Source organism: Alkalihalobacillus deserti (genome assembly GCF_020734105.1).
Lineage (GTDB): Bacteria > Bacillota > Bacilli > Bacillales > Bacillaceae_D > Halalkalibacter > Halalkalibacter deserti.
On sequence record NZ_JAJAFR010000001.1, the window covers coordinates 628,580 to 652,868 of the forward strand.

Consider the following 24,289-nt stretch of genomic DNA (forward strand, 5'->3'; position numbering starts at 1 on the left):
AACAATGCTTGTACCTTTAATGAGGACCTTTTAAAAAATTCATATACGTCAGAGAGTAGTAATGGAGATATGAGAATGAAGGAGGCAGCTATAAATGGCTCGGAAAAATGAAGTAATGGAGTTAGATGCAGTCGTTATCGGGGCAGGGTTCTCAGGGTTGTATATGCTTCATCGCTTACGGGAGGCTGGTTTACAGACACGTGTCTATGAAGCGGCCGATGGTGTTGGCGGAGTCTGGTATTGGAATCGTTATCCGGGGGCTCGGTGTGACTCGGAAAGTATTTATTACAACTACACGTTCTCTGAAGAGCTTTATAATGAATGGTCTTGGTCTTCTAGATACCCTGAGCAACCAGAAATTCTCCAGTACCTTAATTTTGTGGCCGATAAGTTCGATCTTCGCTCTGGCATTCAGTTTAAAACGCGGGTTACGACTGCACGTTATGATGAAGATTTAAATAGGTGGCAGATCGAAACGGATGATGGCGCTGTTGTATCAGCTAAGTACTTTATTACTGGTGTTGGCTGCTTATCCGCGGCCAGTATCCCTAAATTTAAGGGCTTAGACAGTTTTAAGGGAGAGTGGTTCCATACGGGGCACTGGCCGCACGAAAAAGTAAACTTTGCGGGTAAACGTGTTGGGATTATCGGTACTGGCTCAACCGCAGTTCAAGCCATCCCAGTCATTGCGAAAGAAGCAGGGCATCTCACTGTCTTTCAGCGGACGCCGCAGTACAGTGTTCCAGCAGGAAATCATCCGTATGATTCAGAGTATGTCCGTCAAGCGAAAGAAAATTTCAGCGAAATAAAGCAACAAATGCGTGAATCCGCAGGTGGCATACCGACGAAACCAGCGAATCCTTCAGCCTTAGCAGATACTCAAGAAGAGCGGGAGAGGGTGTATGAAGAAGCCTGGGCTAAAGGGGGAGTTGGATTTTTCTCTGAAACCTATTCTGATCTGACTATAAACGAAGACGCCAATCATACGGCAGCCGAGTTCGTGCGCTCCAAAATCAGCGAGACCGTTCATAATCCTGAGGTTGCCAAAAAGCTGATGCCAACATATTACTATGGCACAAAACGGCCAATTATCGACACGAATTATTATGAGACATTTAACCGTGAGAACGTCAGCTTGGTCGATGTAAAAACAGCACCGATCGTTGAGATCACGCCAAAGGGTATAAAAACAACGGAAGGAGAGTATGACCTAGATGCAATCGTTTTTGCAACCGGTTATGATGCCATGACGGGAGCTTTGTTTAAGATGGATATTCGCGGTAAAGATGGAGTAACGCTCAAGGAAAAGTGGGAGGAAGGCGAGCAGACAAGAACGTATCTAGGGATTGCAACTGCTGGATTCCCAAACATGTTCATGATTACCGGTCCAGAAAGCCCTTCTGTCCTAAGCAATATGCCTGTATCAATTGAGCAGCATGTCGAATGGATTGCAGATTGCATTGATTACCTTCGTGAAAATGGTGTAGAAACCATTGATGCAAAAGTTGAATCAGAAGAAGACTGGAGTAAACATTGTCGAGAGGTAGCTGAAGCTACCCTGTTTACAAAGACAGATTCTTGGTACATGGGTGCCAATGTACCAGGTAAACCGCGTCGATTCTTAATCTATCTTGGAGGTGTTGGCCCATACCGAGAGAAGTGCAGTGAAATAGCGGCTAAAGGGTATGAGGGATTTACTTTGGAGGCCTCTTCGAAGACGGTGAAATAATAAGCGTTCATATGATTGGTAAAGATAAATAAAAAGATTTTTTAAAACAGACAAAATGGTAAGTTGGAAGGTTCCTAGTTAGGGACCTTCTTTATTTTTATTTAAGATCTACATAGTTTAAAGGAATTGCAAAAGGTTATACCAAGAGTTCTTCCCAATTAACAGTGTCAATGCTTCGGACAATCGGCATATTTATGTTTAATGCAGTTAATAATCCAATAAACTTTATCTGAATCAATGGAAAATGATGAAAGTGTAGTAGAACTTAAATTGCTAGTTGGTGATTTGGTTGGGCTTAATAATTTATTCTGGTTACATGGTCGAGCAGCTTTTGAGAAACACCCGGAATTAAATCGTGAGCTTCTTCGTCAACGTGGACGTTTTGCTGAATGATAACGAAATAAAATAAAGTATATTCAGGCTGTTGAGATATATGATTCTCTTCAGCTTTTTTTACTTTTACTTGAATCTTGTTGTTAGGTTCTTAACTAGGGGTTTTTTGAATTTCTTCCAAATATGTTTATTTTTTCCCTTTAGCTATTTTGCTAAGTTGACGCGTTTTGTCAATCATTATGGCAATCTTTATAGATTTTCCTTTTTGTAGGTGAAATGAGCTTCAGCTTCAAGTCTTAATACTTTGACGAAAGATTACAGAGTTAAACAATGATGTAGCTTCAAATTCAATACTTGAACTATCAAGAATAGTTGTTAATATCAATAGAACATTCAATGTATTTGTGTACGGAACATTAGGCAGATTATCACTTATTAAAAGATTGAAGTGCCTGTCCGTGCGGCCAAGCTTAGGTCGGCATATATAGCGGGTGTGATTCCCGTCGAGAAAGAGCTAGCCACCTACTCGTAGCGAGTCTTGGAGAGTGTCGGGTAACCGGCACCTTTAAGTGTAGACAGTTAGTTTGTGGACCGAAAGTCAATTGAGGTTGAAGGATAGCTCCGAAATACTAGGACGAGTAGGCTGATGTATTGGAGGTTAGGGACGGGAATGGAAATAGGTTAGCAGTGCCTACCAATCTTTCAAAGTACTTGGTCGCCCGATTTCTTTAACAATAGTTTTCAGAGTCTATTGAATATGGTCATTTCCTATTGTATTATAGTTTTAGGTCTTAATTACTATGAAATACTACTTATAAACATCAGTTGTTAATAGATTAGACAGAAGTAAATGCGGGAGATGAATTCGTTTATAGAGTTGACCGAGAAAGAATTGGACGAACGAAACATCTTTTTTTCAGGGGAAGCTTCAAAAGTGAGATAAATAACAAGTGTTTTCAAGGGAGAGTATAATTAACATGTTTAACCTTAAAAATTTAAAAATAAGAACTAAACTAATTATAACCACGTTATTATTATTAGTTATCCCTAGCGTTTCTATAGGAATAATTAGTTACCAGACATCAGCAAACAGTTTGGATAATGCAGGGGAAATCAGGTTACAAAATAGCGTAAATATGACGATTGAACTGATTGACATAATGAATAAGGAAGTTGAAAAGGGTCATCTTTCATTAGAAGAGGCACAAGAAGAAGTAAGGACTATGATATTAGGTCCGAAGCAAGCAGCGGGTACCCGTCCAATTAATAAAAATATTAACTTAGGTGAGAACGGGTATATTATTATTTTAGATGAAAGCGGTACACTAATGGCTCATCCCAATATAGAAGGGAAAAATACTTGGGACACTTTAGATAAAGACAACGAATATTTCACACAGGATATAATAGAGACTGCTCAAGCTGGTGGTGGTTTTACCTATTATAAATGGCCGTTACCCAACGACCCGAATACAATAGCTGATAAAATTTCATACAATCAACTAGATCCAAACTGGGGCTGGGTTGTTAGTGGTGGATCTTACATGCAAGATTTTAATTCGGATGCAAATAGTATCTTGAAAACGGTTGTCCTTGTATTACTTGTTTCTTTGACGATTGGAATTGTTATTATCTTCCTTTTTGCAAAGCATATTTCAGATCCCCTTGCAGTTGTCAGTAGACAAGTAGATGAAATTGCGAAAGGAAACTTAAAAATTGATAAGATCAGTCTCAACCAAAAAGGTGAAATTGGCTTGTTAGGGAATAATATTAATAATATGGTAACAGTATTAAGAGAAATGATTGGAAAAGTTTCTGAATCATCTGAGCATGTGGCTTCATCTTCTGAGCAGTTAACTGCAAGTGCGGATGAAACAAGTAAAGCAACGGATGAAATATCGGAATCGATTCAGTTTGTTGCCTCTTCTGCGGATAATCAAATGACCAGCGCGAGGAATGCTATGGAGTCAGCTTCTGCGATATCGAATGGGATTGAGCAAATTTCTAGCAGTATTCAGTCCGTTAACGATGTTGCGTCGCTAACGAAGCAAAAATCAGAAAGTGGTCAAGAGGTTATTCAACAGACTATTAAACAAATGAATGTCATTCATACTAAAACCAATGATATTTCAGAAGTTGTTAATCAATTAGGCAGTAAATCAACTCAAATTGGAAATATTGTCTCATTGATTACGAGTGTTGCTAAACAAACAAATCTTCTTGCATTAAATGCAGCAATAGAAGCAGCAAGAGCTGGAGAACATGGGAAGGGTTTTGCCGTTGTTGCAGATGAAGTACGGAAATTAGCCGAGCAAGCTAGTCATTCGGCAAGTGAAATTAACCATTTGGTCGGTGATATCCAAAAGGATATTCAACAATCTGTTGTTACAATGGATGAGGGGAAACACGCCGTTCGAGATGGAATTACATTTGTTGACCGAGCTGGAAATGAATTTGTAGATATTACTCACTCGGTTAGTGAGGTGACGACTCAACTTCACGAAATTTCAGATGGCATTGTACAAATTACCATGCAATCTCAATCGATGGTAACGGCAATTGAGGAGTCGTCTAATCTAGCAGAAAATTCAGCAGGCTATTCTCAAAGTGTGGCAGCTTCAGCAGAAGAACAAAATGCATCAATGGAGGAGATTGCTGCAACTGCGACAATCCTTTCCAATATGGCTGAAGAGCTTCGGGAATCAGTGAAAAGATTCAGACTGTAGGCTCTGCAATACAAAAACTTTGCTAAAAGCCAAATTCGAAATAACTGAATTCATCCCAGGCAGGCATATTAGCGTTGCGAAAATAATATCATTGAAATATTCACACTGGTAAAAATCCCCAAAAGGGAAACGGGGTATTAATGACCTCGTTCCCTTTTTTCATTGTGTTTGCTACGGGATAACAAATGCCGTTGATCGTTCAACTTTTTCCAATATAATATATGTGACCTATATCACACTATAGTTAAAAAGTTTTCAGTATAATATAGGCAAATCAATAAAAGAGGATGAAATGCATGTGTGAACAAACGGAATTAGACTATATCTAAAAAAAACTAAAAGATATTAAAACCGCTTTAAATGAGGCTTCGATCGTAGCAATTACAGATCATAAAGGAGTCATTCAATTTGTAAATAAAAAATTCTGTGAAGCATCTCAGTATAGCTGTGATGAATTAGTAGGAAATGATCATCGTATTATTAACTCTGCTTACCATAGTAAGAAGTTTTTCAAAGAATTATGGAAAACGATTGCGGAGGGGGAAGTATGGCGAGGAGAATTCAGAAACAAAGCAAAGGATGGTTCATTTTACTGGGTTGATACGACGATTGTGCCTTTCTTAAATGATAAAGGAAAACCGTATCAATATATCTCTATTCGTCATGATATTACGGCTCGTAAACAAATGGAAGAAGAGATAAAATTAATGGCGTTTCATGATACGCTCACATCTTTACCTAATCGAAACTATTTAAGTCACTGGATAGAAAAACAATTATACGAAAAAAACAGTAATGATAAATTAGCTGTACTCTTTCTAGATTTAGATCGGTTTAAATCGGTTAATGATAATTTAGGCCATGATATTGGTGATTTATTATTAAAAGAAGTGAGTCAACGGCTAAAAAATTGCCTTCGGAAAACTGATTTTATTTCGCGTCAAGGAGGAGACGAATTTATCGTCGTTCTCAATCATATTACAAGTAAACAAGATGTTGTAACCTTTGTTGAAAAAATTAATAAGCAGCTTAATTTGCCTTTTTCTATTAATAAGGAACAAATTATCATCTCTACAAGCATAGGAATTAGCATGGATACATTGGATGGTGACCAAGACAATTACAAGGGGTTTATTGATACATTAATGAAACAAGCCGATATAGCGATGTACCATGTGAAGCAGAAAGGCGGCAATACATATTGTTTTAACACCAATAACCAAAATCTCGAATTGGAGCGATATTATCAGCTTGAACAAGAGATACCAAAAGCGATCGAACAGAATCAATTTTTCGTCGTTTACCAACCATTAGTAAGTTTGAATAATTCTAAAATAGTTGGAATGGAAGTATTAATGCGCTGGTCAAACCCTGCCCTTGGTAATATATCCCCAGTTGAATTCATTCCCATCTTAGAACAACTGGGCCATATTATTTCAGTTGGCAATTGGGTGTTGTACACTGCTTGCTCACAAATGAGAAAATGGTTAGATGAAGGGCTCGACTTAGAGCGAATAGCTGTTAGTGTGTCACCCATTCAATTTAGAAACGAACTGTTTCTTGAAGACCTCCAACAAGTCTTAACAGAAACAAAGCTAAAACCCAATTATCTCGAACTGGAAGTAACGGAAGGGACCATTTTAAGCATAGACGAATCATTAAAAACATTAGCTGAACTGAAATCTATGGGTATAAGAATTTCTATTGATGATTTTGGAACAGGGAATTCTTCGTTAAGTTATTTAAAGAAACTTCCTATTAATACATTAAAGATTGATAAATCTTTTATTAATGATCTAGATATCGACTCAGAGGTAATCGTCAATACAATTATTAATATGGGTAAAAATCTAAACTTTACTGTTCTTGCAGAAGGAATCGAAAACCTTATACAAGTTACTTACCTAAAAGATCAACAATTTCACTTAGGCCAAGGTTTTTTTTAGTAAACCACTAAAGGTTGAGGAAATTCCCAAAATAGTAAACGACTATCAAGTTATTTCAGACTAATTTGTTTAAGGCTACGAATGATTCTGATGTAAGACGCAACTAGACTGACTGAAGTACTTTAAAAGCATTAGCGGTCAATTTTCTTTTATATATTCTTTACTCAAAAACACTCTGTACTTTTTTAATTTAAAGAAGGTCGATTCATAGTATGGCGCATAGTGAAAATACCATACATCAATTGAATTTCCAGAAAAAAACACGGAAAAAGAAAAGGGTTTTTGCTCATACTAAATGCCGTACGACACAATTACTTTTGGGGGGCATTAAACATGATGCAAAATCAATATACTTCTTCTCAACAACCATTTGGCGGGCAGTTTCAAATGCCACAATCGAATCAAATTCCTAATCAAATGAATCATGGAGGTCACGAAGTTTTTGATCTACATGAGGTACTGTCAGGCATGATTAATGTGTTAGATCAATATATGATGTTCCGTGTGTTTGTAAAAGGGCCTGAACTGATGAATATGATAGATCGTCAGTATTCATTTATTCTTGATAATTACAATATTACGTGTGAAGCTTTCCAGACAGGGACAGAGCCCTCCCATCACACGAAGAAGTATATGATGAACGAAAGTAACACAGTTACATTCGGTATTAAGCCTTCTCAACCGAAAAAACCGAATCAATCAATTGAGGACATTAACGATCAGGGGATTGCTGGGCATATGCTTGGGTTAATAAAGTCAACTGCATCATTATTAACAATGACCTCGCTTGAAGTAACAAACCCAGTGGTACGACGTGTTCTTGTGGACAGTGTTCCGAATTTTGTTGAGATGGCGTATGAGATTTTCTTGTATCAAAACAAGCAACACCAATATCAAGTACCGCAACTTTCTCAGCAGGATATGAATTCAATGGTACAAGGTTTTGCTCCAATCACAGGCCAACCAACAATGCCAACACCAAGTCAAATGTATAAGCCAATGCAATAACTCGTTAAAAATGAAAGTGGCAGTCCGATTTTTCAATAGGACTGCCGCTTTTATGTGTTTAAAAGCACATTTTGAAGATAATTGATTCTCAGCTTTCAAGAAATATTGTGTTGCCATTTATGTCTTCAAGTACATCGAAATTAGAAAGTGATTAGTAAATATGGAAAATTGATTTTACTAAGGCATGTAAAGGAGGTCAACAAAAAGAAAAAAACTGAAATAATGTCACACCACAATCGTACATTTCAGCTTCATATCTTAGGCTGCGCGTATCTCTTTTATTATAATTGTATTCCTTAATTTAAAATACTTATTCCCTACCATTCTGATCTGATTTGATGGTATAATAATTCAGAATAGAGAAAAAAGGGGAAAGTTTATCTTGCTTAATCATATCGTCAAGTCAAAAAAAAGTGTGCTCCTATATTTGATGATAACTTTGATACCATCTATGACGATTAGTCACTTTATAGCTCAACAAAAAATTCAGGAGCATGATAGTAACTATTTAAGTGAAGCCCGAGACTACGCTCAGCTTCACGCCAATGATATTGAAAGGTTTATTGGCGAGACCAGTAGCCGGCTAGATATGTTAGCTACTTTAATTAATATCAACCCCAATGACTTATATAATGTGAAAGAAATTCTTATGAGAACTCATGCAAAAGATATTCGATTCTCTGGTTTTTATTGGGCCAATCCAGAAGGTGATTTAGTAATAGGAACGAATCATTCTCCCACGCCAATAAATGTATCGGACCGTGAATACTTCCAAAAAGCGATTGAAACAGGGAATCGTACCATTTCACCGGTACACTTGGGTCGAGTCACTGGACGGTTTGTTATTACAATTGCTGTCCCTGTTTTTCAAAATGAGGAAGTTAAAGGCGTATTACTGGGGAGTTTAAGAGTAGATATGATAGAAGAAGTTGTTCAAAGTAAAATAAAAGATGAAATTATAGTTGTTTCAGATAACACAGGACAACTATTAATAGAATCAAATTCTTCTTTTCTTGAAGATCAATTATTTAGCTATTTAGTTAAAGTGGAAAGTGTACCTTGGACGGTTAGTGCTTATGTAACACCTGAAGAAAGTTATATATACGAACGAGCATTTTTGATGAGTTTAGGGCTGTTTCTTATTTTGACTCATATTTTCTTTTTACTTTTTCAGTACTATTTACTAAAACATCGAGTGAAACTTGAGCTAGAACAAAACGAAAGACAAAAACTAGAATTGGTAGAAAATCTTGCAGCTAGTACAGCTCATGAAATTAGAAACCCACTAACTGGAATTAAAGGACTCATACAGCTGTTAAGTGAAAAGTATAAGGATAAGAAAGATCAGCTATATTTCCAAATTATTCTAGCTGAAGTAAATCGAATTAATTCGATCGTTAGTGAATTATTACTCCTAGGAAAACCAACAGCGCATACGTTAAAAACATACAATGCCAATGATATCATAAAAGAAATTGAGCCTATTATTGAATCAGAAGCCAATTATAGTAGTGTACGTTTATCTATTCGTTACTCTTCTTATGAACTCCCTATTTCATGTGTAGCGGACCACCTTAAGCAAGTCATTCTTAATTTAATCAAAAACTCATTAGATGCAGTAAGTACTGATGGAGAAGTTATCATTTCATTAGTAAAATATGATGAAAAATGTATGATTAAAGTGATCGACAATGGAAGTGGTATGCCAGAAGAAGTACTGAAGCAAGTATTTAATCCTTTTTTTACAATGAAGAAAAGTGGTACCGGATTGGGATTAGTCGTTTGTAGACGCATTATTCATTCATTTGCTGGAAAGATCAATATTAAAAGTATACCTAATGAGGGTACGGAAGTTGAAATAAGTATTCCATTAGCAAACAATTAAAATAAAAGTGCCTGTTCGCCAGTGTTTTAAAGTACTGAGGGACAGGCATTTTATTCAGTTAGAATAGATACTATGTATTATAAAAAGACGAGAATAGGTGTCAAAATAAAGATTTGAAAACCTTGAAACAGAAGTAAAGGCGAACTTGGACCTCGAAAAGGTTTAATTCGAAGGTCTCTCAATTTACAGTAGATGCTCAATTTCAGATAGAATCACGTGATAAAGTAACTAGTTTTGATGGACCAGGAGATGTACGTATGCTTTGGGATTTTAAAGGGGAAACAGTTTAATAGTATTCCTCCATGATCACAAGAGCTGCATCATGGGTATTGTATGTTCCCTCATTTCCATTTCCTTCATTTAAAACCATATGGAGGTTATTCTTGGATAAAAACATTAAGGGGATTATTTCCAAGTGGGGGCCGTACGTTAGTTGAAAAGATAGTAATGAAGTAGGCAAAATATCAGCAAAAATTTTGAAAAGGAAAGCGTGTAGAAACGTACATTGTAGAAACATTAGCGTGATAAAATCTTGAGAACAAAAGTTAAAGCAAATAAACTTTGTTATAGAAAAAGCATTGGAGATTACAATTGATTGTACCCTACTTAAACAATCACACGAAACTTGTTTATGTTACTGCTGTATTCTCGGCTACCCAACATAAGTAGGGCACCTAATCATTTTTTTCTTCTTTTAATAAAAAATAGACTACCAATTATCGCAATCGCTACAAATATCGATAGTAGATAACCAAAGCTACCCTTTATTTCTGCTTCCACTTCAAAGTCTTGCTGTACAGATGGAGTTTGACCTTCACCGAGTACGTATAAATCATCTTGAGCATCTGCTACCAATGCTGTTCTTGAACAAAGTGATACCTCAAAACCATCAGCACTCTCATGGGCATAAATTAGATACTCACTGTTAACTTGAAATTCAAATCCACAACTAGCTGAACTTCTAGCGGTATATACGATAACGTCTGAATCCACTATCCCTTTCCATGTCTGGTTAACTTCAACTAAAACAGCAAGCTGATCCGCTGAAGATTGAATTGGACTAGGTTTATCTTCCACCGTCACCTTCCTTATAATTCCCGAAAAAATAGCAGTTTCTCCACCTAATAACTCTTCCACAGGAGGAGGTGCAACACACGAGCAAGCAAAGCTCGTTGAAGGAAAAAAGGAAATTAAAAAGCTTATGGCAAGCACGCTCAGAATCAAATATTTAAGCTTTTTCACCAATGTTCACCACCTTTCTTTCTATATAAGACTGACTCACTGACAAAATGGTTTCACCATATGTTGTTAGAGTTTATAAAGAAGTATCGGAATCACCCACCACTTTCTCGTGTCATTAGAAACAAATCAGTTGGTGATTTACTTGCAGGAAGGTGGTAACGTAAACGGAACCTTTTTAAACAGAGAAGAACTTTTTTCACCAGTTAGAGATTTAGAGATTGAAGGATTTAGATAATAAAAAGATAGGAACCCAAAGGGTGTTCCTATCTTTTTTTGTTTAGGATTTTATCTTTATTACTATCTACTTTTTTGATAAAAGACTTTGAACGTAAGAACTATTAAAGTTAGGATTCCTGGGTTTTTCAATGTATTTGACATGTGTACGACCTCCTAATATAGTGAACGGCTTGTTATAAAATCATCATATCAAGTAATTTAAAAGTTGTAAGCGATTGTGACAGGAAATGTAACAAATAACATGTATTTAGAATATACGTTTAAGAAGTACACATGTGATGAAGAAAAGAAACTGCTAACGGTAAAAGAGCATTTTTAATGAAGTAATGTAGGTGGCAACCATTTTTTATATCGGTGACAAATAATGTGATTAGACATAAAACGGTAAGGAGAGATTAAGTGATGAACCATCATAATATAGGAATAGCTCAGAACCTCTCGCAACAAGCAGCTACAATTAACCGAACGTTACTGGCTCTACTTCAAGCAGGAGGATTAATTCTATATGCTAGGCACGCAGAAGCAAATGTGGGAGAAGACCAACCTTTTCTCAACTTCCATAATTGCCTCAGCCAAAGAAATCTTTCCGAGGTTGGAAGAAGCCAAGCAGTAACTTACGGGGAGGTACTTAGCCGTTTGCGCATTCCTGTTATGTACCCGGTGCTCGCCAGTCCCTTTTGCAGAACTAGAGAAACTGCTGCGTTGGCTTTTGGAGTCGATTATGTTCATATCGACCCTTTTTTGGTTGAATTGTATAAGTTGAGCGTTAATATGAGCGCAGAGAAACAGGAAAGGATATTAAACGATCTCCAATCAGATTTAGAAATTTTACCACCACCAGGATATAATAAGGTTATTATCGCTCACAGTTTACCAAGAGGGGTTGGTTTTGGTCAAATTCCAGATATGGGAACTGTTGTCGTGAAACCTCGTGGGCAGGGGAATGGTTATGAAGTGGTGACTCAAGTATCTTTAGCGGAAATGACAAGCTTGCTCGAATTAATGCCAGGTACCTCTCAGTTTTAAGATAGATTACTAAAAAGGTCGATTCATCTCGAATAATTTCTCAGTTTTCAGGAAAAATAATGCTGAGGTGAGGGAATAAATGGGTTTTTTACATTATTTTAGTCGATTGGTTGAAAAGAGAAATAAGAAAAGAATTGCATTCTGCAAATTAGAGGGTACATGTCCGGAGTGTCAAGGTAATGGTGTTAACATGTTAGGAATTGAACAATATACAATGAGTTATTATTATGTTTGTAATGGTTGTAATGGTAGTGGTTCTTTTTCTGATTGGGTAGAAATTAATTAAATGCTTATTAACAAAATGTTTCATCTATCAGATCCATATTAAAAACATCCGAGAAAACAACGCATCGATACTTATTGATGCGTTGTTTTAGTTGAGCTTACCAAGTTTAGTGGTAATATTTTTTTTGTGCATATATTTGAGATCTTGTGCAATTATTAATGACTTTAGTGAAATTAATTAAAAACTCGTGCAATTATTAGTCAAATTCGTGCAAATAAAATAATTCTCGTGCAATTAGTTACATTTGCGATCTCTTCTAATTTACCTGGTTTTTAATATTGATAAATTCTCTTTGAATATAAGGAATTTGGACCCATTTGCCGAATAACGGCTTATTATTAGAACTTTTGTCGTGTGGGAGGAAAACGACTATAGTCGTATCAAATATGTACCTTACCATTTAATTATTAAATGAATATAAGGGGTGAGCATATGGTGAATGGACAAAAGAAGTATACAATCAAGGAGGTTTCAAAAAGTTTAAAAATACCAGTAGGGAAACTTAGAGAATGGGAAGACTTGTTTCCGAATGCTCTTTACGTGCAAAGAACAAAAACAGGAGCAAGACTGTACAAGGATTATGAAATAGAGACTTTAAAAAAAATTAAAATACTGAAGGATCATAATATTAGCGAGGAAAACGTGAACTTTATTATTGATGTCAATACTGAGATTAAGCAAGAAGGTCAAAGCGACCAATCTCGAGAATATGTAGAGATGCTTTTATCCTTACAAAATGAAACGACCGAAACAATGCAAAATCTAACCGACTCCTTCGTCAGACTTAAGGAAGAATTCATTCAAGATATCAAAGAGGAATTAAAAACAGAAATGAATGTAGGGCATAGTAAAACGACATCTCTTATTCAATCATATTCCAATATGATTATAGACACAGCAGACAACACACAAGAAGAATTAATACGAATAAGACAAGACTTTTATCGGGAAGAAGAAGAGAAATTATTTATTCAACAAAAGCTTGAAGAAAGAGAAGAACAATTCCAAGAATTTATTTTATCTTTTAGAGAATCAGCTGCTGCAAAACAAAAACAACGGTTTCCCAATTGGCTAAAGATTTTCAAAACGAAAAAAGATAGTTCCATCGATTTTTCTTGAAAAATATGTTGAAAACGCTTTAATTAGCTAACGCTGGCTTGCGTGCTGATCGCCCTACTATGAGAAACCTACTCATGGTAGGGCTTTTAAAAGATCAATAGCCCAACTTATCGCGGGTATAAATTCTAGAGGCATTTAATTTTGATTCCTGAGTTTAACTTGTTACTATTAATGTTGTAACTTCGTCAAGAAAGGACAAATGTAAATGTCAAATATACAAATACCTGTATCTGTCTTAAATCTGGCCCCTATTCGCAAAGGACAGGGTCCTAAAGAAGCCATTGATTCTATGGTCGATTTAGCGCAAGCGACTGAGAAGATGGGCTATACACGTTATTGGATTGCTGAGCATCATAATACGCCGACACTAGTAAGTTCAGCAACTTCGATGTTAATTAAACATACGTTAGAACACACAGACCATATCCGTGTTGGGTCTGGTGGAATTATGCTACCAAACCATGCACCTTTGGTAATAGCCGAACAATTTGGAACGATGGCAACGATTTATCCGAATCGTCTAGACTTAGGTCTTGGTCGGGCGCCTGGTACAGATATGATAACGGCAAATGCATTAAGACGATCGCAAAATGATTCTGTCTATACATTTCCTGAGGATGTCAACGCATTGCTTACGTATTTTGGGCCCGAAAAGCTTCAAAGTAATGTCAAAGCATACCCAGGTGTTGGCACGAATGTACCGGTTTATATCCTTGGATCTTCGACGGATTCAGCTTATTTAGCCGCTAAATTAGGCTTACCATATGTATTTGCTTCACACTTTGCACCAAGGTATATGGAAGAAGCTATTTCGATTTATCGTAAAAGATTCCAGCCATCTGAATACTTGGACTCTCCACATATGATAGTATGTTTAAATGTGATTGCAGCTGAAAGTGATGAAGAGGCCCAATTTGAATCGACAACGATGCAGCAATTTTTCCTTAATGTGGTTCGAGGTTCTCAGACGCCGTTAAGTCCTCCTGTTGAAAACATGGATGATATTTGGAATCAGCGCGAAAAAGCAATGGCTACTTCGATGTCTAGTGGGACTCTGTTAGGAAGTAAAGATTCGATACGAGAACAGCTGACGAGTTTTCAAGCGAAATATAACGTTAATGAAATAATGGCGGTATCTTATATGTATGATCCTAATAAACAAAAACGTTCTTATGAACTATTAAAAGAAGTGGTTGATGGGAATTAGGGTAAGAATGTAAGAAGAAAATCCTGTCTACTGCGCCTGTCATAACCCGAGTTTAATCGTTTTGTTGTAAACAAATACGTGAAAAGAAGAGGAGCATTTCTCCTTTTAAAGACAATAAAAGTAAAAGAGCATTGGATAATAAAAATCCAATGCTCTTTGCTGTTTAAATTTATCCATTCACTTTAAGCTAAAGTTAGGTACTGTATATCAAAAGCAAATTAAACTTTTACGGTGAAGCTGGAAATTCTCTCTACTTCATGATTTATTAAGAATAAAATATTTTGTGTTAATAAAAATCGTTTAAAAGATCGATATTAATAGAAAAATAGTATGAGTGTAGAAGGAAATATAGGTTTAAGTAGAAATTTGGCACAAAAATTGCATTAATAACTGTGAACGAAAAAGGGAGCTGAGAAACTATAGAAATGTAAGCGGTAACAGTTTTGAAATTTTGAAAATGGATGTGAATTATGTAATGAATAAAACGACATTAAACACACTGGTTATTGGTTTTGCCTTATTTGCGCTATTTTTCGGGGCGGGTAATTTAATTTTTCCTCCTTCCATTGGATTGAATGCTGGAACGGATTGGGTTGCTGCATTAATTGGTTTTTCAATGACGGGGATTGTGCTTCCGTTGTTAGCTGTTTATGCAATTTTAAATGCTGGTGGGAAATTTGAAGAATTAACGAAACCTATTAGTTCTTGGTTTCATATTGTTTTTAATTTAGCTCTAATGGTTGGGATTGGTATGTTGGTTACCGTTCCGAGAATGGCGGCAACGACTCACGAATTAGGAGTCAGTCAACTGTTTCCGGGGGTTCCATCTGTTGTTACGATCATCATCTTTTTTGCTATCTGCTTTTATTTTGCGATGGACAAGTCAAATGTCATCGACAAGATTGGGAAGTTCCTTACGCCGCTTTTAGTTATTATTCTATTATTAATTGTAGGAAAAGGTATTTTGGTACCGATTGGAACACCGGTTGCAACAGATATTGAAAACTCTTTTTCGAATGCCTTTATTAATGCCTATCAGACAGGTGATGTGATTACAGGGATCTTTGTTGCCCCTATTTTTATCGCTGCGATCGCTAGTATGGGGTATAAAGGGGCGCAAGTGAAAAAAATTGCTATCTCAGGTACGCTCATAGCGGGTCTTGGTTTATTAGTTGTTTATGGAGGCTTGCTCTATCTTGGAGCAGCTGGGAATGCACAGGTTCCTCCAGGTATTAGCGACACAGCGCTTGTTTCAGAGATCGTTAATATTATATTAGGAAACTTCGGGGTGCTCGCATTAGCGATCACAGTAGGTTTAGCTTGTTTGACTTCAGCGATTGGTGTCGTTGCGGTGATCGCGGAGTTTTTGAGTAGCCTTACGAAAAGCAGATTAAGTTATCGTAGTTGGATATTTATCGTTTGTTTAACAGGAGTTGCAATAGGATCGCTTGGTGTAGGAAAAATTATTAACTATGCAATGCCGATCTTTTTAGCACTGTATCCTGTTGCGATTGTATTAGTATTGCTTGGTGTATGTCGTGCATTTATTCCGAATGCGGGCTCTTATCGAGGTGCGATTCTGTTAACATTTATCGTGAGTTTAACGGAAACGTTAGGTGTCATTGGGCTGGAGATTCCTGGTGCGCTGAAAGTAATTTCGATGATTCCGTTAAGTGCTGATGGATTCGCATGGCTTCTACCAGCGATAGTTGGGTTTATAGTAGGAACGATCATTCATAAACAGGTTACAAAACAGAAAGAGGAAGATCTTTCAGTAAATCTGTAATAATGATGATAGAGAAAGAGGGATGTCCGTAATAGGGTGGCCTAGCTTCCGATTAAGGAGGCCACTGAAGCAGATTCGAGGAAGCAGCAATGGCTCCACACGTTGCGCGTCTGCGGATTGAGAAACCCACTCTAAAACAAAGCAACCGTTCCGCTCATTGCTTAAAGGCCACTGAAAAAGGTGAAAATCGTACCTTTTTCAGTTCCTTTCGATTAAGTGGTAGGGGTAGGGGTAGGTAAGCTCAACTTCCTTTCTTTAAAAAATTTAACTAGTGGAAGAGGTGTACGGCTGGACTCTGTTTCTCATTGTTCTTTTAGAGAGGGCTTACTGCGTTAACTTAATAAAATAGCAGAGAACTACCAAAAGAAGCGCCTATTTTTCATCGTAATGAAAATTATTTTTCAAAACGATGAAAAATGGGCATTTTCTTTTTTCAGCAGGAGTGGTTATCACCTGAAGTTTACTCGTTTTTTACGAGAGAGCAATCCTAGATAAAAAGAAAGAAAAGTCGATCATAACGACTCTCCGAAAAGGGCGTCTGCGTCCCAATTGGACGATGCGTTTAATTGGTGAGGTTAGGCACCGCAAAATGTGTGTTGAACATATCCAGTCGATTTTCGTGCAATAAATCCGATACTCGTGCAATTGTAGGTGTTCTTTATATGATAAATTTAAAGCTTGTGCAATTGTGAGCGATTTTCGTTTAATAGAGTTCTTATTACGATGAGTACTCTAGTTGATGAAACAGATATGCGTTAAGTCAAGGGCACAAAATCCTCACTCTTCAACAACTTCCACGCTTATTCTACCTTCTGTCGCTTCATAATCAACAGTACCAACCGCTTTCATTAATTGTTTGGCATAGATCAGCATTGCATTCGTGATGAAACCAGCTTTCTTCTTTTTGACATCACCAACGAACTCATAGCCATCACCACCAGTAGCGAGAAAGTCAGATACGGCAACGACATAAATTTTTTCCAAATCAATAGGCTGTCCATTATCATATACTTCCGTCTGAATTAATGCGCCATTTTCGTCTGTTAATACTTTGTAGGTGAATCCAGCAATTTGCAGATCTATCTTGTTTTCGCGTTGATATGAGTAATCAATTACATTTTTAATCGCTTGACCAGTCATGTGAATTTCAATCATTTCATTTGAGAAGGGTTCGATTGTGTAAATATCATTTGTTGTAACCATCCCTGGATCAATGCTTGCGCGGATGCTGCCATTATTGATTAGAGCAACATCCGCCTCGGATTGATTTAGCATCGCATCTGTCCAGAAGTTCCCGAGTGAAACATCCATTTGATCGCGATTCTCTCGGTATAAACCGGTGTTCGTGCGGGCAACTTCTTTGTTTAACCATTTATCCGTCTCTGACTTGTATTGTTCCACTAATTGTTGAACGTCTTTGTCTACTTCTGTTAACTCCTTAACACTTTGTAAGAAACCAGTGACAGCGACTTCATCTGTTATTTTGTTGTAATCTAGCGTAATATGACCAATATTGTTCCCGTTACTACCAGTTTGAGTAATTGGTGTCCTGTTAATGATCACAGGTTCTTCGATAACGGTATGTGTGTGTCCGCCAATAATAAGATCAAAAAAGTCAACTTCTTCTGCTAACAGTTGATCGGCCTTGTAGCCGATATGGGTAAGCGCGATTAAAAGATCGACTTCATCTGCTAGGGAGCGATATTTATTAGCTGTTTCGACATAGTCAAAAAACTTCAGGCCAATTTTCCCTGCTGGAGCGGCTGATGGAGGATTTTCAGTTAATGAAAAAACGCCGATTTTAAGTCCGGAGATGTCAAAAATTTGATAAGGCTTAGGCTGTTTGATCGGAATAGCATCATCGACCACTTTTGTATTGGCACTTAACCAAGGGAAGGTAGATTGTTTTACACGAGCGGCAAAATGCTCTTGCCCATAATCAAACTCATGGTTTCCAATCGTATGTGCATTAAGATTGAGCTTGTTCATCAGCTCAATCATTGGTTTACCGTCATTCAAATCTACGACAGGATTTCCACTAAAGAAATCTCCTGCATTTAAGTAAAGAGTATGCTTATTTCTTTCCCGTTCCGCTTTGATATAAGCAGCCATTTTACCAAAATCATCAATCTTCGCATGGAGATCATTCGTGTGTAAAATGGTTATCGTTACAATGTTATTATCAGCAGAGACATGCTTGTATTCAGGTAGACCTACTAAAAGAAAAATGATTGAAAGAAAAGAAACGATCCATCTCTTCTTCTTGTTTAATTGCATGGGAAACCCTCCAAATAATGTATGGTTTAGTTTTCCCATGTGTCATAAAAGTATGTAAACTAGGTGAGTTGGTTAAAAAGTGTGGCTGAAGAATGAGAAAATCTTTAGGGTACAAACGGTCTGGGGTAAGTAGCTCTAAGGATAATCATAATGGGGAAGTCAATTGTATCTATTAAAATATAGGACGTGAACATATTATTGATGAAGCCTTACTTGCCTAATAGTGAACGGCGTTAAAAGAATTAGCAATCTTAGCTGGGATAAAAAAATTGCTCTCCTCTTAACCCAATTGGCTTGCTCTATCAGCAATTACTGTGACGTTTCCTCCTTACGAAAAAAGAGTATAATATACGGTGACAAATGATCAGGTACCTTCGGAAAAAGGAGTGAAGTGTTTTTAATGAAAGAAAAAGTAGGCAAGTGTTCTCATTGTGGAAGAACGATTTTTTGTATTAGTGGTTTTTTAAATGGGGTTATTCATAAGGAAGGCGTACTTATTTGCTTCCCTTGTGTAGAGAATCATAGTCAAATAGAGAACAAAGAATAAAATATAAAAGAAAAGTTGTTAGAGTGGGGGCAATCGTTGTAATTGGTAATTGATCAGTATTTTTTCAATTCATATCTTCTTATCGAACATGCGGGTCACCATCCCAAAATATCGCTCTGGAGCGACCAAGTTCCCGTTAAACTTAGTTTGTTACCAGCAGAAACAAGTGAACTATGCCTCATAAAAAAAGTGTCCCATAGGTCAATATTAGACCATTAGGACACCTTTTTTATGAGGAAGTATGAACCTTGCTTTTTACATGCTTATTTTTCGTTTTCTTCATTGCCTTTGTGATGTATCCACCTTTGAAATTACGAGGTTCATAGGATACGATAAAGGCACTCGGTTCGTACGTACTAACAATTTTTATAAATTCACCTTCGCGGTCACGTCTAGCTGTACAATCAAGTCGATATCTCCGAGCTTGATTCATTCCTTCAACTTCTGCCGTTGATACACTGAAGCCTTCATCTCGCAAGTGATTCGTTAATTCTTCGTTTTTATTCAAGATATTCACTTCGATCGAAACAAAGCCAATAGCTAGCTTTTGTTCGATGATTTGACCAATATATAAACCTATACCGAAACCTAACGCATAGGCAATCATGTTTAAATAATTCGATAAATCACTAAAAACAATTCCAAGTGTAATAACGTAGATGATTCCTTCGAGCATCCCGAGAGCAGCAGCCTTTTCTTTCATTCCCTTGACCATCGTAATTGTTCTCAATGTTAATACTGGAACAAATAACAGTTGGGCAATGAAAATGATAAGTGCTTGAAGCATCATATCACCTTCACCCTAAAAAATTTTCAACTTATGTAGTGTAACAAGATTTTATTGCTGAAGCTAGTCATTTTTACGGAGCAGTGTGATTCTGACCTTGTAGGTTTATATTAAGGGAATGAGAAGAGGAAGGAAATTTCAAAGGTGTTTTGATTTTAAATTTAAATGCATGTAACTTCTTGATTGAATGTTGATTATGAGGTTTGCTATGATCGGTAACTTCAAGAAATGATTAGACCGTACATTCTATAATCAAGTTACTGTCAAAACCGTGAAGATACAACTTTTTTGACAGTAACATTAGTATCATATTGATGTTTAAGGCGACAGAATTCTTATTTAGGCAATTAACTTCTCTTTTTAAGGTTCATCGTTTCTCTTGATGCTTGCAAACGATTGATCAAGACATAGAAGGTTATGGTAATGATACATACAAAACCGGCAAGGTAGATAAATAGGTTTGAAAACCCTGTATAGGGGACGACTATTCCTAAAACGAAAGCTCCTGCTGCGAGTCCTGTATCATACAATGTAAAGAACGTTGCCGTTGCATGGCCATTTCGATGTGCAGGCACAAATTGAATGGACAATGACAATAAAAAAGGTAACAAAGACCCGTACCCTATTCCGATTACTGCAGCAGAAATTAAAAATAGAAAAGCTGTTTCTGAAACACTCAGGATCATAAAGCCGATAGCGAACATAACTAAGCAAGGTAGAATAACAACTTTTGGTCCACTCTGGTCAAATAACCGACCTAAATATGGTCTGGTGGCAAGCATAGTTATAGCAAATACAAGAAAGAAGTATCCAGATACCTTTTCTAGTCCAATTTCCAGCGCATAAACTGAAATATAGGATAGAATGCCAGCGTATGCAAATGCGACTAGGCAGCTTATTAATGCGATAGGCATCGTCTTCAGTTCAAAAAAGTCATCAATTGACAGTTTTCTTTTTCTATAAGAGTTGGTTGGTGTTGCTGTATCCTTTAGCTTTACTAGGAAAGCACAGATTACACTGATTAGTACGAAAGCGCTGAGGATAAAAAACAATTGTTGAAACGAAATGGATTGGATGAGTGTAAGCCCTAAAAATGGTCCGACGACTACGGCTAGATTCATAAACATTGTAAAATAACCAAGCCCTTCTCCTTTCCGTTCATTGGGCACTATATCTGCAGCGATTGCTGATGTAGCTGTAGTCAAAATTCCAAAAGATAAACCATGAATAAAGCGCAAGATCATCATCGGTATGAATTGCTCTACCCAGATATACCCAAATGACGTTGCTGCAAATGCTAAGGTACTAATTAAAAGTACTTTCCTTTTGCCAAATCGTTCTAGTAAATTTCCTGAAAATGGCCTCATAATAATGGCAGCTAAGAGCATGATTGTAACAACCAGGCCGCCCTGTGCTTCTGTTCCTTCCAAGTCGTAAATCACATAAATAGGCAAGGTAGTTAATAATGCGTAGAAGATAATAAAGACAATTAAATTTACAAAAGCAATACTCAGGAAGTTCTTTGTCCAAATCGGTTTCTTATTTGTTTTCATCTAGATCACTCCTTGTGGTCCCTAACCTCTCCAAGAGACGCTGGAGCTGTTGTTGTTCCTGTTCTGATAATTGACCGACGTATTGTTGGTCGAAGTATTCAATAGACTTTTTCACTAATGGGAATTTTTCCTTTGCCATTTCTGTTAATTCTACGGTTCGCTCGCGTTTATCTTTTCCTGATTTTCTAATAATCCAGCCACTTGATTCCATTCGAACAAGCGTCCTTGTCACTGTCGGTGCCTCGACTTTAAGGTATTGCGAAATACCAGTTTGGGTCATCGGTCCCTTTTGACTGAGGATGTAGAGAATGGTCCATTGAGACATGTATAGGTCATATTCCTGCAACCGTTCATTTACTTCCTTTGATAATAGCCGTACTTTTTGATTTAAGGTATGCAGAAGATTACTCGTATCCATTGTATGATATCCTCTCTATATTACTTACCTAGGTAAGTAATTATTGAACCAATTATACTAAGGTTAAAGCTTAAAGTAAACCCCTTAATGACCTAGATTAAGTTACTGACCCCTAGTGCTTGCATTCGTGTTCTTTGGATAGAGGGTGCTGTTCCGTTAATCTCGAGGTTTTATATTAAAAGGTAATGATGAGTCAATTAACTTGATTATTGACAGCGTTTATAGAAAGATTAGCTTAGGAATAAAAGTGTGTCTATTGTCGTTAATGAATTTAATTTTGTGCTAGATCAAGACAGGAAAGTGGAGGGAATTTTGTGGAAATAGGTGTGAGCACGTTTGTAGAGGCAACGCCGGATGTTGAAACCGGTGAGGTGATCAGTCACGCACAACGAATACGTGAAGTGGTCGAGGAAATTGTACTAGCGGATCAGGTAGGGTTGGATGTCTTTGGCGTAGGTGAACACCATCGCGAAGATTTTGCGGCGTCTTCTCCTGCAGTTGTGCTGGCTGCGGCTGCATCGCGAACGAAACGGATACGATTAACAAGTGCGGTAACGGTGCTTTCTTCTGCCGATCCTGTGCGCGTGTTTCAGGATTTTGCTACGCTCGATGCGATTTCGAACGGGCGAGCAGAGATTATGGCGGGTCGGGGTTCTTTTATTGAATCTTTTCCACTGTTTGGATATGACTTAAGAGACTACGATGAGTTGTTCAATGAGAAACTGGAGTTGTTGTTGAAAATACGTGATTCCGAGAAAGTGACCTGGAGAGGTGGGCATCGTCCGGCAATTGAAAATCTCGGGGTATATCCACGCCCAGTTCAGAATCCTTTACCTGTTTGGATTGGCAGTGGTGGTAACTCCGAATCCGTCATCCGTGCAGGCCTCCTTGGATTGCCACTCGTTCTAGCGATTATTGGCGGCCGTCCACTGCAGTTTGAGCCGCTTGTGCAGCTCTATAAGAAAGCGGCAGCACAAGCAGGCCATGACATATCGAAGTTATCAGTTGCCTCACATTCGCACGGTTTTATTGCGGAGGATACAGAAGTGGCAGCTGACAAATTTTTTCCTTCGACCCAGCAAGTTATGAACAAATTAGGGCGAGAGCGTGGATGGGGACCCTATGACCGAACCAGCTTCGATGCTGCTCGCAGCTTAGAAGGAGCATTATATGTAGGCGATTCGAATACGGTTGCCAAGAAAATCATACACCTGCGTAAGAATGTCGGCATCACACGTTTTATGTTGCACGTACCGGTTGGTTCAATGCCTCATGATGATGTGATGAAAGCGATTGAACTGTTAGGAAAAGAAGTGGCACCAAAGGTTCGAGAAGAAACATTTAGATGGGAAGTTGAAAGTTTGGTCTTTTCTAATCCTTGTTATTTGGATGATTATTAACTTTTACCTGTAAACAATCTAAATGACAGAGCAATAGCTTTTGTCAACTTGTCAATAAAGGTGATAAACCTAAGCAACTCATTATTAGATCGTCATGTTTTGCGGTAAGATAGAAGAAATCCCTTTTGGAGGTATTTAAAAGATGGATACAAAATCAAAATTGGATCACGTTGAAGACGTTTACAATCAGCGTCTGCGAGGAGCGTTCTTTATATCGACTACAGATGGTAAGAGGACCCATTTTCATAATGGGTGTTGGGTGACTCAATGTTCGCATGAACCACCACAAATGCTCGTTTGTTTTCCTAAGGAGATGGAGGGGGCAGAGATTGTTACACGTGGCCGAAAATTTGCCCTTAGCATGGTAGCTGAGGACCAAGAGTCTTTGATAGATCGTTTTTTTTCTGGTGATCAGGATATTGCGTCAATGGGCGAAGAGGAATTCATATATATGAAAACTGGATGTCCAATCTTTAAAAATGCTCAAGCCTATTTTGATTGTGAGGTTGTCCAAATGATTGATAACCGCGATTTCCTAATCGTTATCGGTAATGTCTTAGCCGCTGAAATTCTTCATCCAGAAAAGCGGAGCCTTACCGTAAATCACTTAATGGAACGCGAAGGTGGTGTACCAGAGAATGCAATCGTTCCTTTAGTTGGGTTTGATCATAATTGAAATTTAGCTACGGGTATGGGTTGATTTAATTTAATTTAATTTAATTTAATTTAATATGGAATAGTAGGCAGGTAGTTTAAAGTGTTTCACTTTTGAGGAAT

17 protein-coding genes and 1 pseudogene are annotated in these 24,289 nt (G+C 37.4%); 13 read left to right on the forward strand and 5 right to left on the reverse strand.

Annotation, left to right across the window (positions count from 1 at the left end; all coding sequences use genetic code 11):
- Positions 1-94: 94 nt before the first annotated feature.
- The 6 genes and pseudogenes from LDX58_RS03100 to LDX58_RS03125 all read left to right on the forward strand — a co-directional run bounded on the left by LDX58_RS03100 (position 95) and on the right by LDX58_RS03125 (position 9,627).
- Complete coding sequence (locus tag LDX58_RS03100) at positions 95-1,729, forward strand: flavin-containing monooxygenase (protein ID WP_227935371.1); 1,635 nt, start codon at positions 95-97, stop codon at positions 1,727-1,729.
- A 225-nt stretch (positions 1,730-1,954) separates the two neighbouring features.
- Positions 1,955-2,122, forward strand: a pseudogene (locus LDX58_RS03105) (carbon starvation induced protein CsiD); the annotation flags it as partial.
- Between the two features lie 917 nt (positions 2,123-3,039).
- On the forward strand, positions 3,040-4,788 hold the full coding sequence (locus tag LDX58_RS03110; protein ID WP_227935372.1) for a methyl-accepting chemotaxis protein: 1,749 nt from the start codon (positions 3,040-3,042) through the stop codon (positions 4,786-4,788).
- A 401-nt stretch (positions 4,789-5,189) separates the two neighbouring features.
- On the forward strand, positions 5,190-6,734 hold the full coding sequence (locus LDX58_RS26355) for a bifunctional diguanylate cyclase/phosphodiesterase (protein ID WP_308017434.1): 1,545 nt from the start codon (positions 5,190-5,192) through the stop codon (positions 6,732-6,734).
- Between the two features lie 336 nt (positions 6,735-7,070).
- Positions 7,071-7,742, forward strand: coding sequence for a spore coat protein (locus LDX58_RS03120; protein ID WP_372459080.1), 672 nt, complete (start codon positions 7,071-7,073; stop codon positions 7,740-7,742).
- Positions 7,743-8,124: 382 nt separating this feature from the next.
- The gene (locus LDX58_RS03125) at positions 8,125-9,627 is read left to right on the forward strand and encodes an ATP-binding protein (RefSeq protein WP_227935373.1); all 1,503 of its coding nucleotides are present in this window, start codon (positions 8,125-8,127) and stop codon (positions 9,625-9,627) included.
- Between the two features lie 678 nt (positions 9,628-10,305).
- Here the strand turns inward: LDX58_RS03125 and LDX58_RS03130 are convergent.
- Positions 10,306-10,869 carry a hypothetical protein gene (locus tag LDX58_RS03130; protein ID WP_227935374.1) on the reverse strand — a complete coding sequence of 188 codons (564 nt, stop codon included), beginning with the start codon at positions 10,867-10,869 and terminating at the stop codon, positions 10,306-10,308.
- A gap of 639 nt (positions 10,870-11,508) precedes the next feature.
- On the opposite strand from LDX58_RS03130, the gene LDX58_RS03135 reads away from it, so the two are divergent.
- The 5 genes from LDX58_RS03135 (at position 11,509) to brnQ (ending at position 16,530) form a co-directional block, all read left to right on the forward strand.
- On the forward strand, positions 11,509-12,132 hold the full coding sequence (locus tag LDX58_RS03135) for a histidine phosphatase family protein (protein WP_227935375.1): 624 nt from the start codon (positions 11,509-11,511) through the stop codon (positions 12,130-12,132).
- A gap of 79 nt (positions 12,133-12,211) precedes the next feature.
- Positions 12,212-12,418: a hypothetical protein gene (locus LDX58_RS03140; RefSeq protein WP_227935376.1), complete on the forward strand. Its 207-nt coding sequence runs from the start codon at positions 12,212-12,214 to the stop codon at positions 12,416-12,418.
- A gap of 432 nt (positions 12,419-12,850) precedes the next feature.
- On the forward strand, positions 12,851-13,537 hold the full coding sequence (locus LDX58_RS03145; RefSeq protein ID WP_227935377.1) for a MerR family transcriptional regulator: 687 nt from the start codon (positions 12,851-12,853) through the stop codon (positions 13,535-13,537).
- A gap of 205 nt (positions 13,538-13,742) precedes the next feature.
- On the forward strand, positions 13,743-14,744 hold the full coding sequence (locus LDX58_RS03150) for an LLM class flavin-dependent oxidoreductase (protein WP_227935378.1): 1,002 nt from the start codon (positions 13,743-13,745) through the stop codon (positions 14,742-14,744).
- A 475-nt stretch (positions 14,745-15,219) separates the two neighbouring features.
- Positions 15,220-16,530, forward strand: a complete 1,311-nt coding sequence (gene brnQ, locus LDX58_RS03155) for a branched-chain amino acid transport system II carrier protein (RefSeq protein ID WP_227935379.1) — start codon at positions 15,220-15,222, stop codon at positions 16,528-16,530.
- A 777-nt stretch (positions 16,531-17,307) separates the two neighbouring features.
- On the opposite strand, the gene LDX58_RS03160 is transcribed toward brnQ, so the two are convergent.
- The 4 genes from LDX58_RS03160 to LDX58_RS03175 all read right to left on the reverse strand — a co-directional run bounded on the left by LDX58_RS03160 (position 17,308) and on the right by LDX58_RS03175 (position 22,112).
- Entirely contained in the window at positions 17,308-18,807 is a 1,500-nt protein-coding gene (locus LDX58_RS03160) for a bifunctional metallophosphatase/5'-nucleotidase (protein ID WP_227935380.1), read from the reverse strand.
- A gap of 776 nt (positions 18,808-19,583) precedes the next feature.
- Positions 19,584-20,141, reverse strand: a complete 558-nt coding sequence (locus LDX58_RS03165) for a DUF2179 domain-containing protein (RefSeq protein ID WP_227935493.1) — start codon at positions 20,139-20,141, stop codon at positions 19,584-19,586.
- 347 nt (positions 20,142-20,488) lie between these two features.
- Complete coding sequence (locus tag LDX58_RS03170; RefSeq protein WP_227935381.1) at positions 20,489-21,694, reverse strand: MFS transporter; 1,206 nt, start codon at positions 21,692-21,694, stop codon at positions 20,489-20,491.
- Positions 21,681-22,112, reverse strand: a complete 432-nt coding sequence (locus LDX58_RS03175) for a MarR family winged helix-turn-helix transcriptional regulator (RefSeq protein ID WP_227935382.1) — start codon at positions 22,110-22,112, stop codon at positions 21,681-21,683. The genes LDX58_RS03170 and LDX58_RS03175 overlap by 14 nt, the downstream gene beginning before the upstream one ends.
- A 314-nt stretch (positions 22,113-22,426) precedes the next feature.
- On the opposite strand from LDX58_RS03175, the gene LDX58_RS03180 reads away from it, so the two are divergent.
- Together LDX58_RS03180 and LDX58_RS03185 are read left to right on the forward strand one after the other, a co-directional pair.
- Positions 22,427-23,512, forward strand: coding sequence for an LLM class flavin-dependent oxidoreductase (locus LDX58_RS03180; protein WP_227935383.1), 1,086 nt, complete (start codon positions 22,427-22,429; stop codon positions 23,510-23,512).
- Between the two features lie 142 nt (positions 23,513-23,654).
- Positions 23,655-24,188, forward strand: a complete 534-nt coding sequence (locus LDX58_RS03185) for a flavin reductase family protein (RefSeq protein ID WP_227935384.1) — start codon at positions 23,655-23,657, stop codon at positions 24,186-24,188.
- The last annotated feature ends 101 nt before the right edge of the window (positions 24,189-24,289 follow it).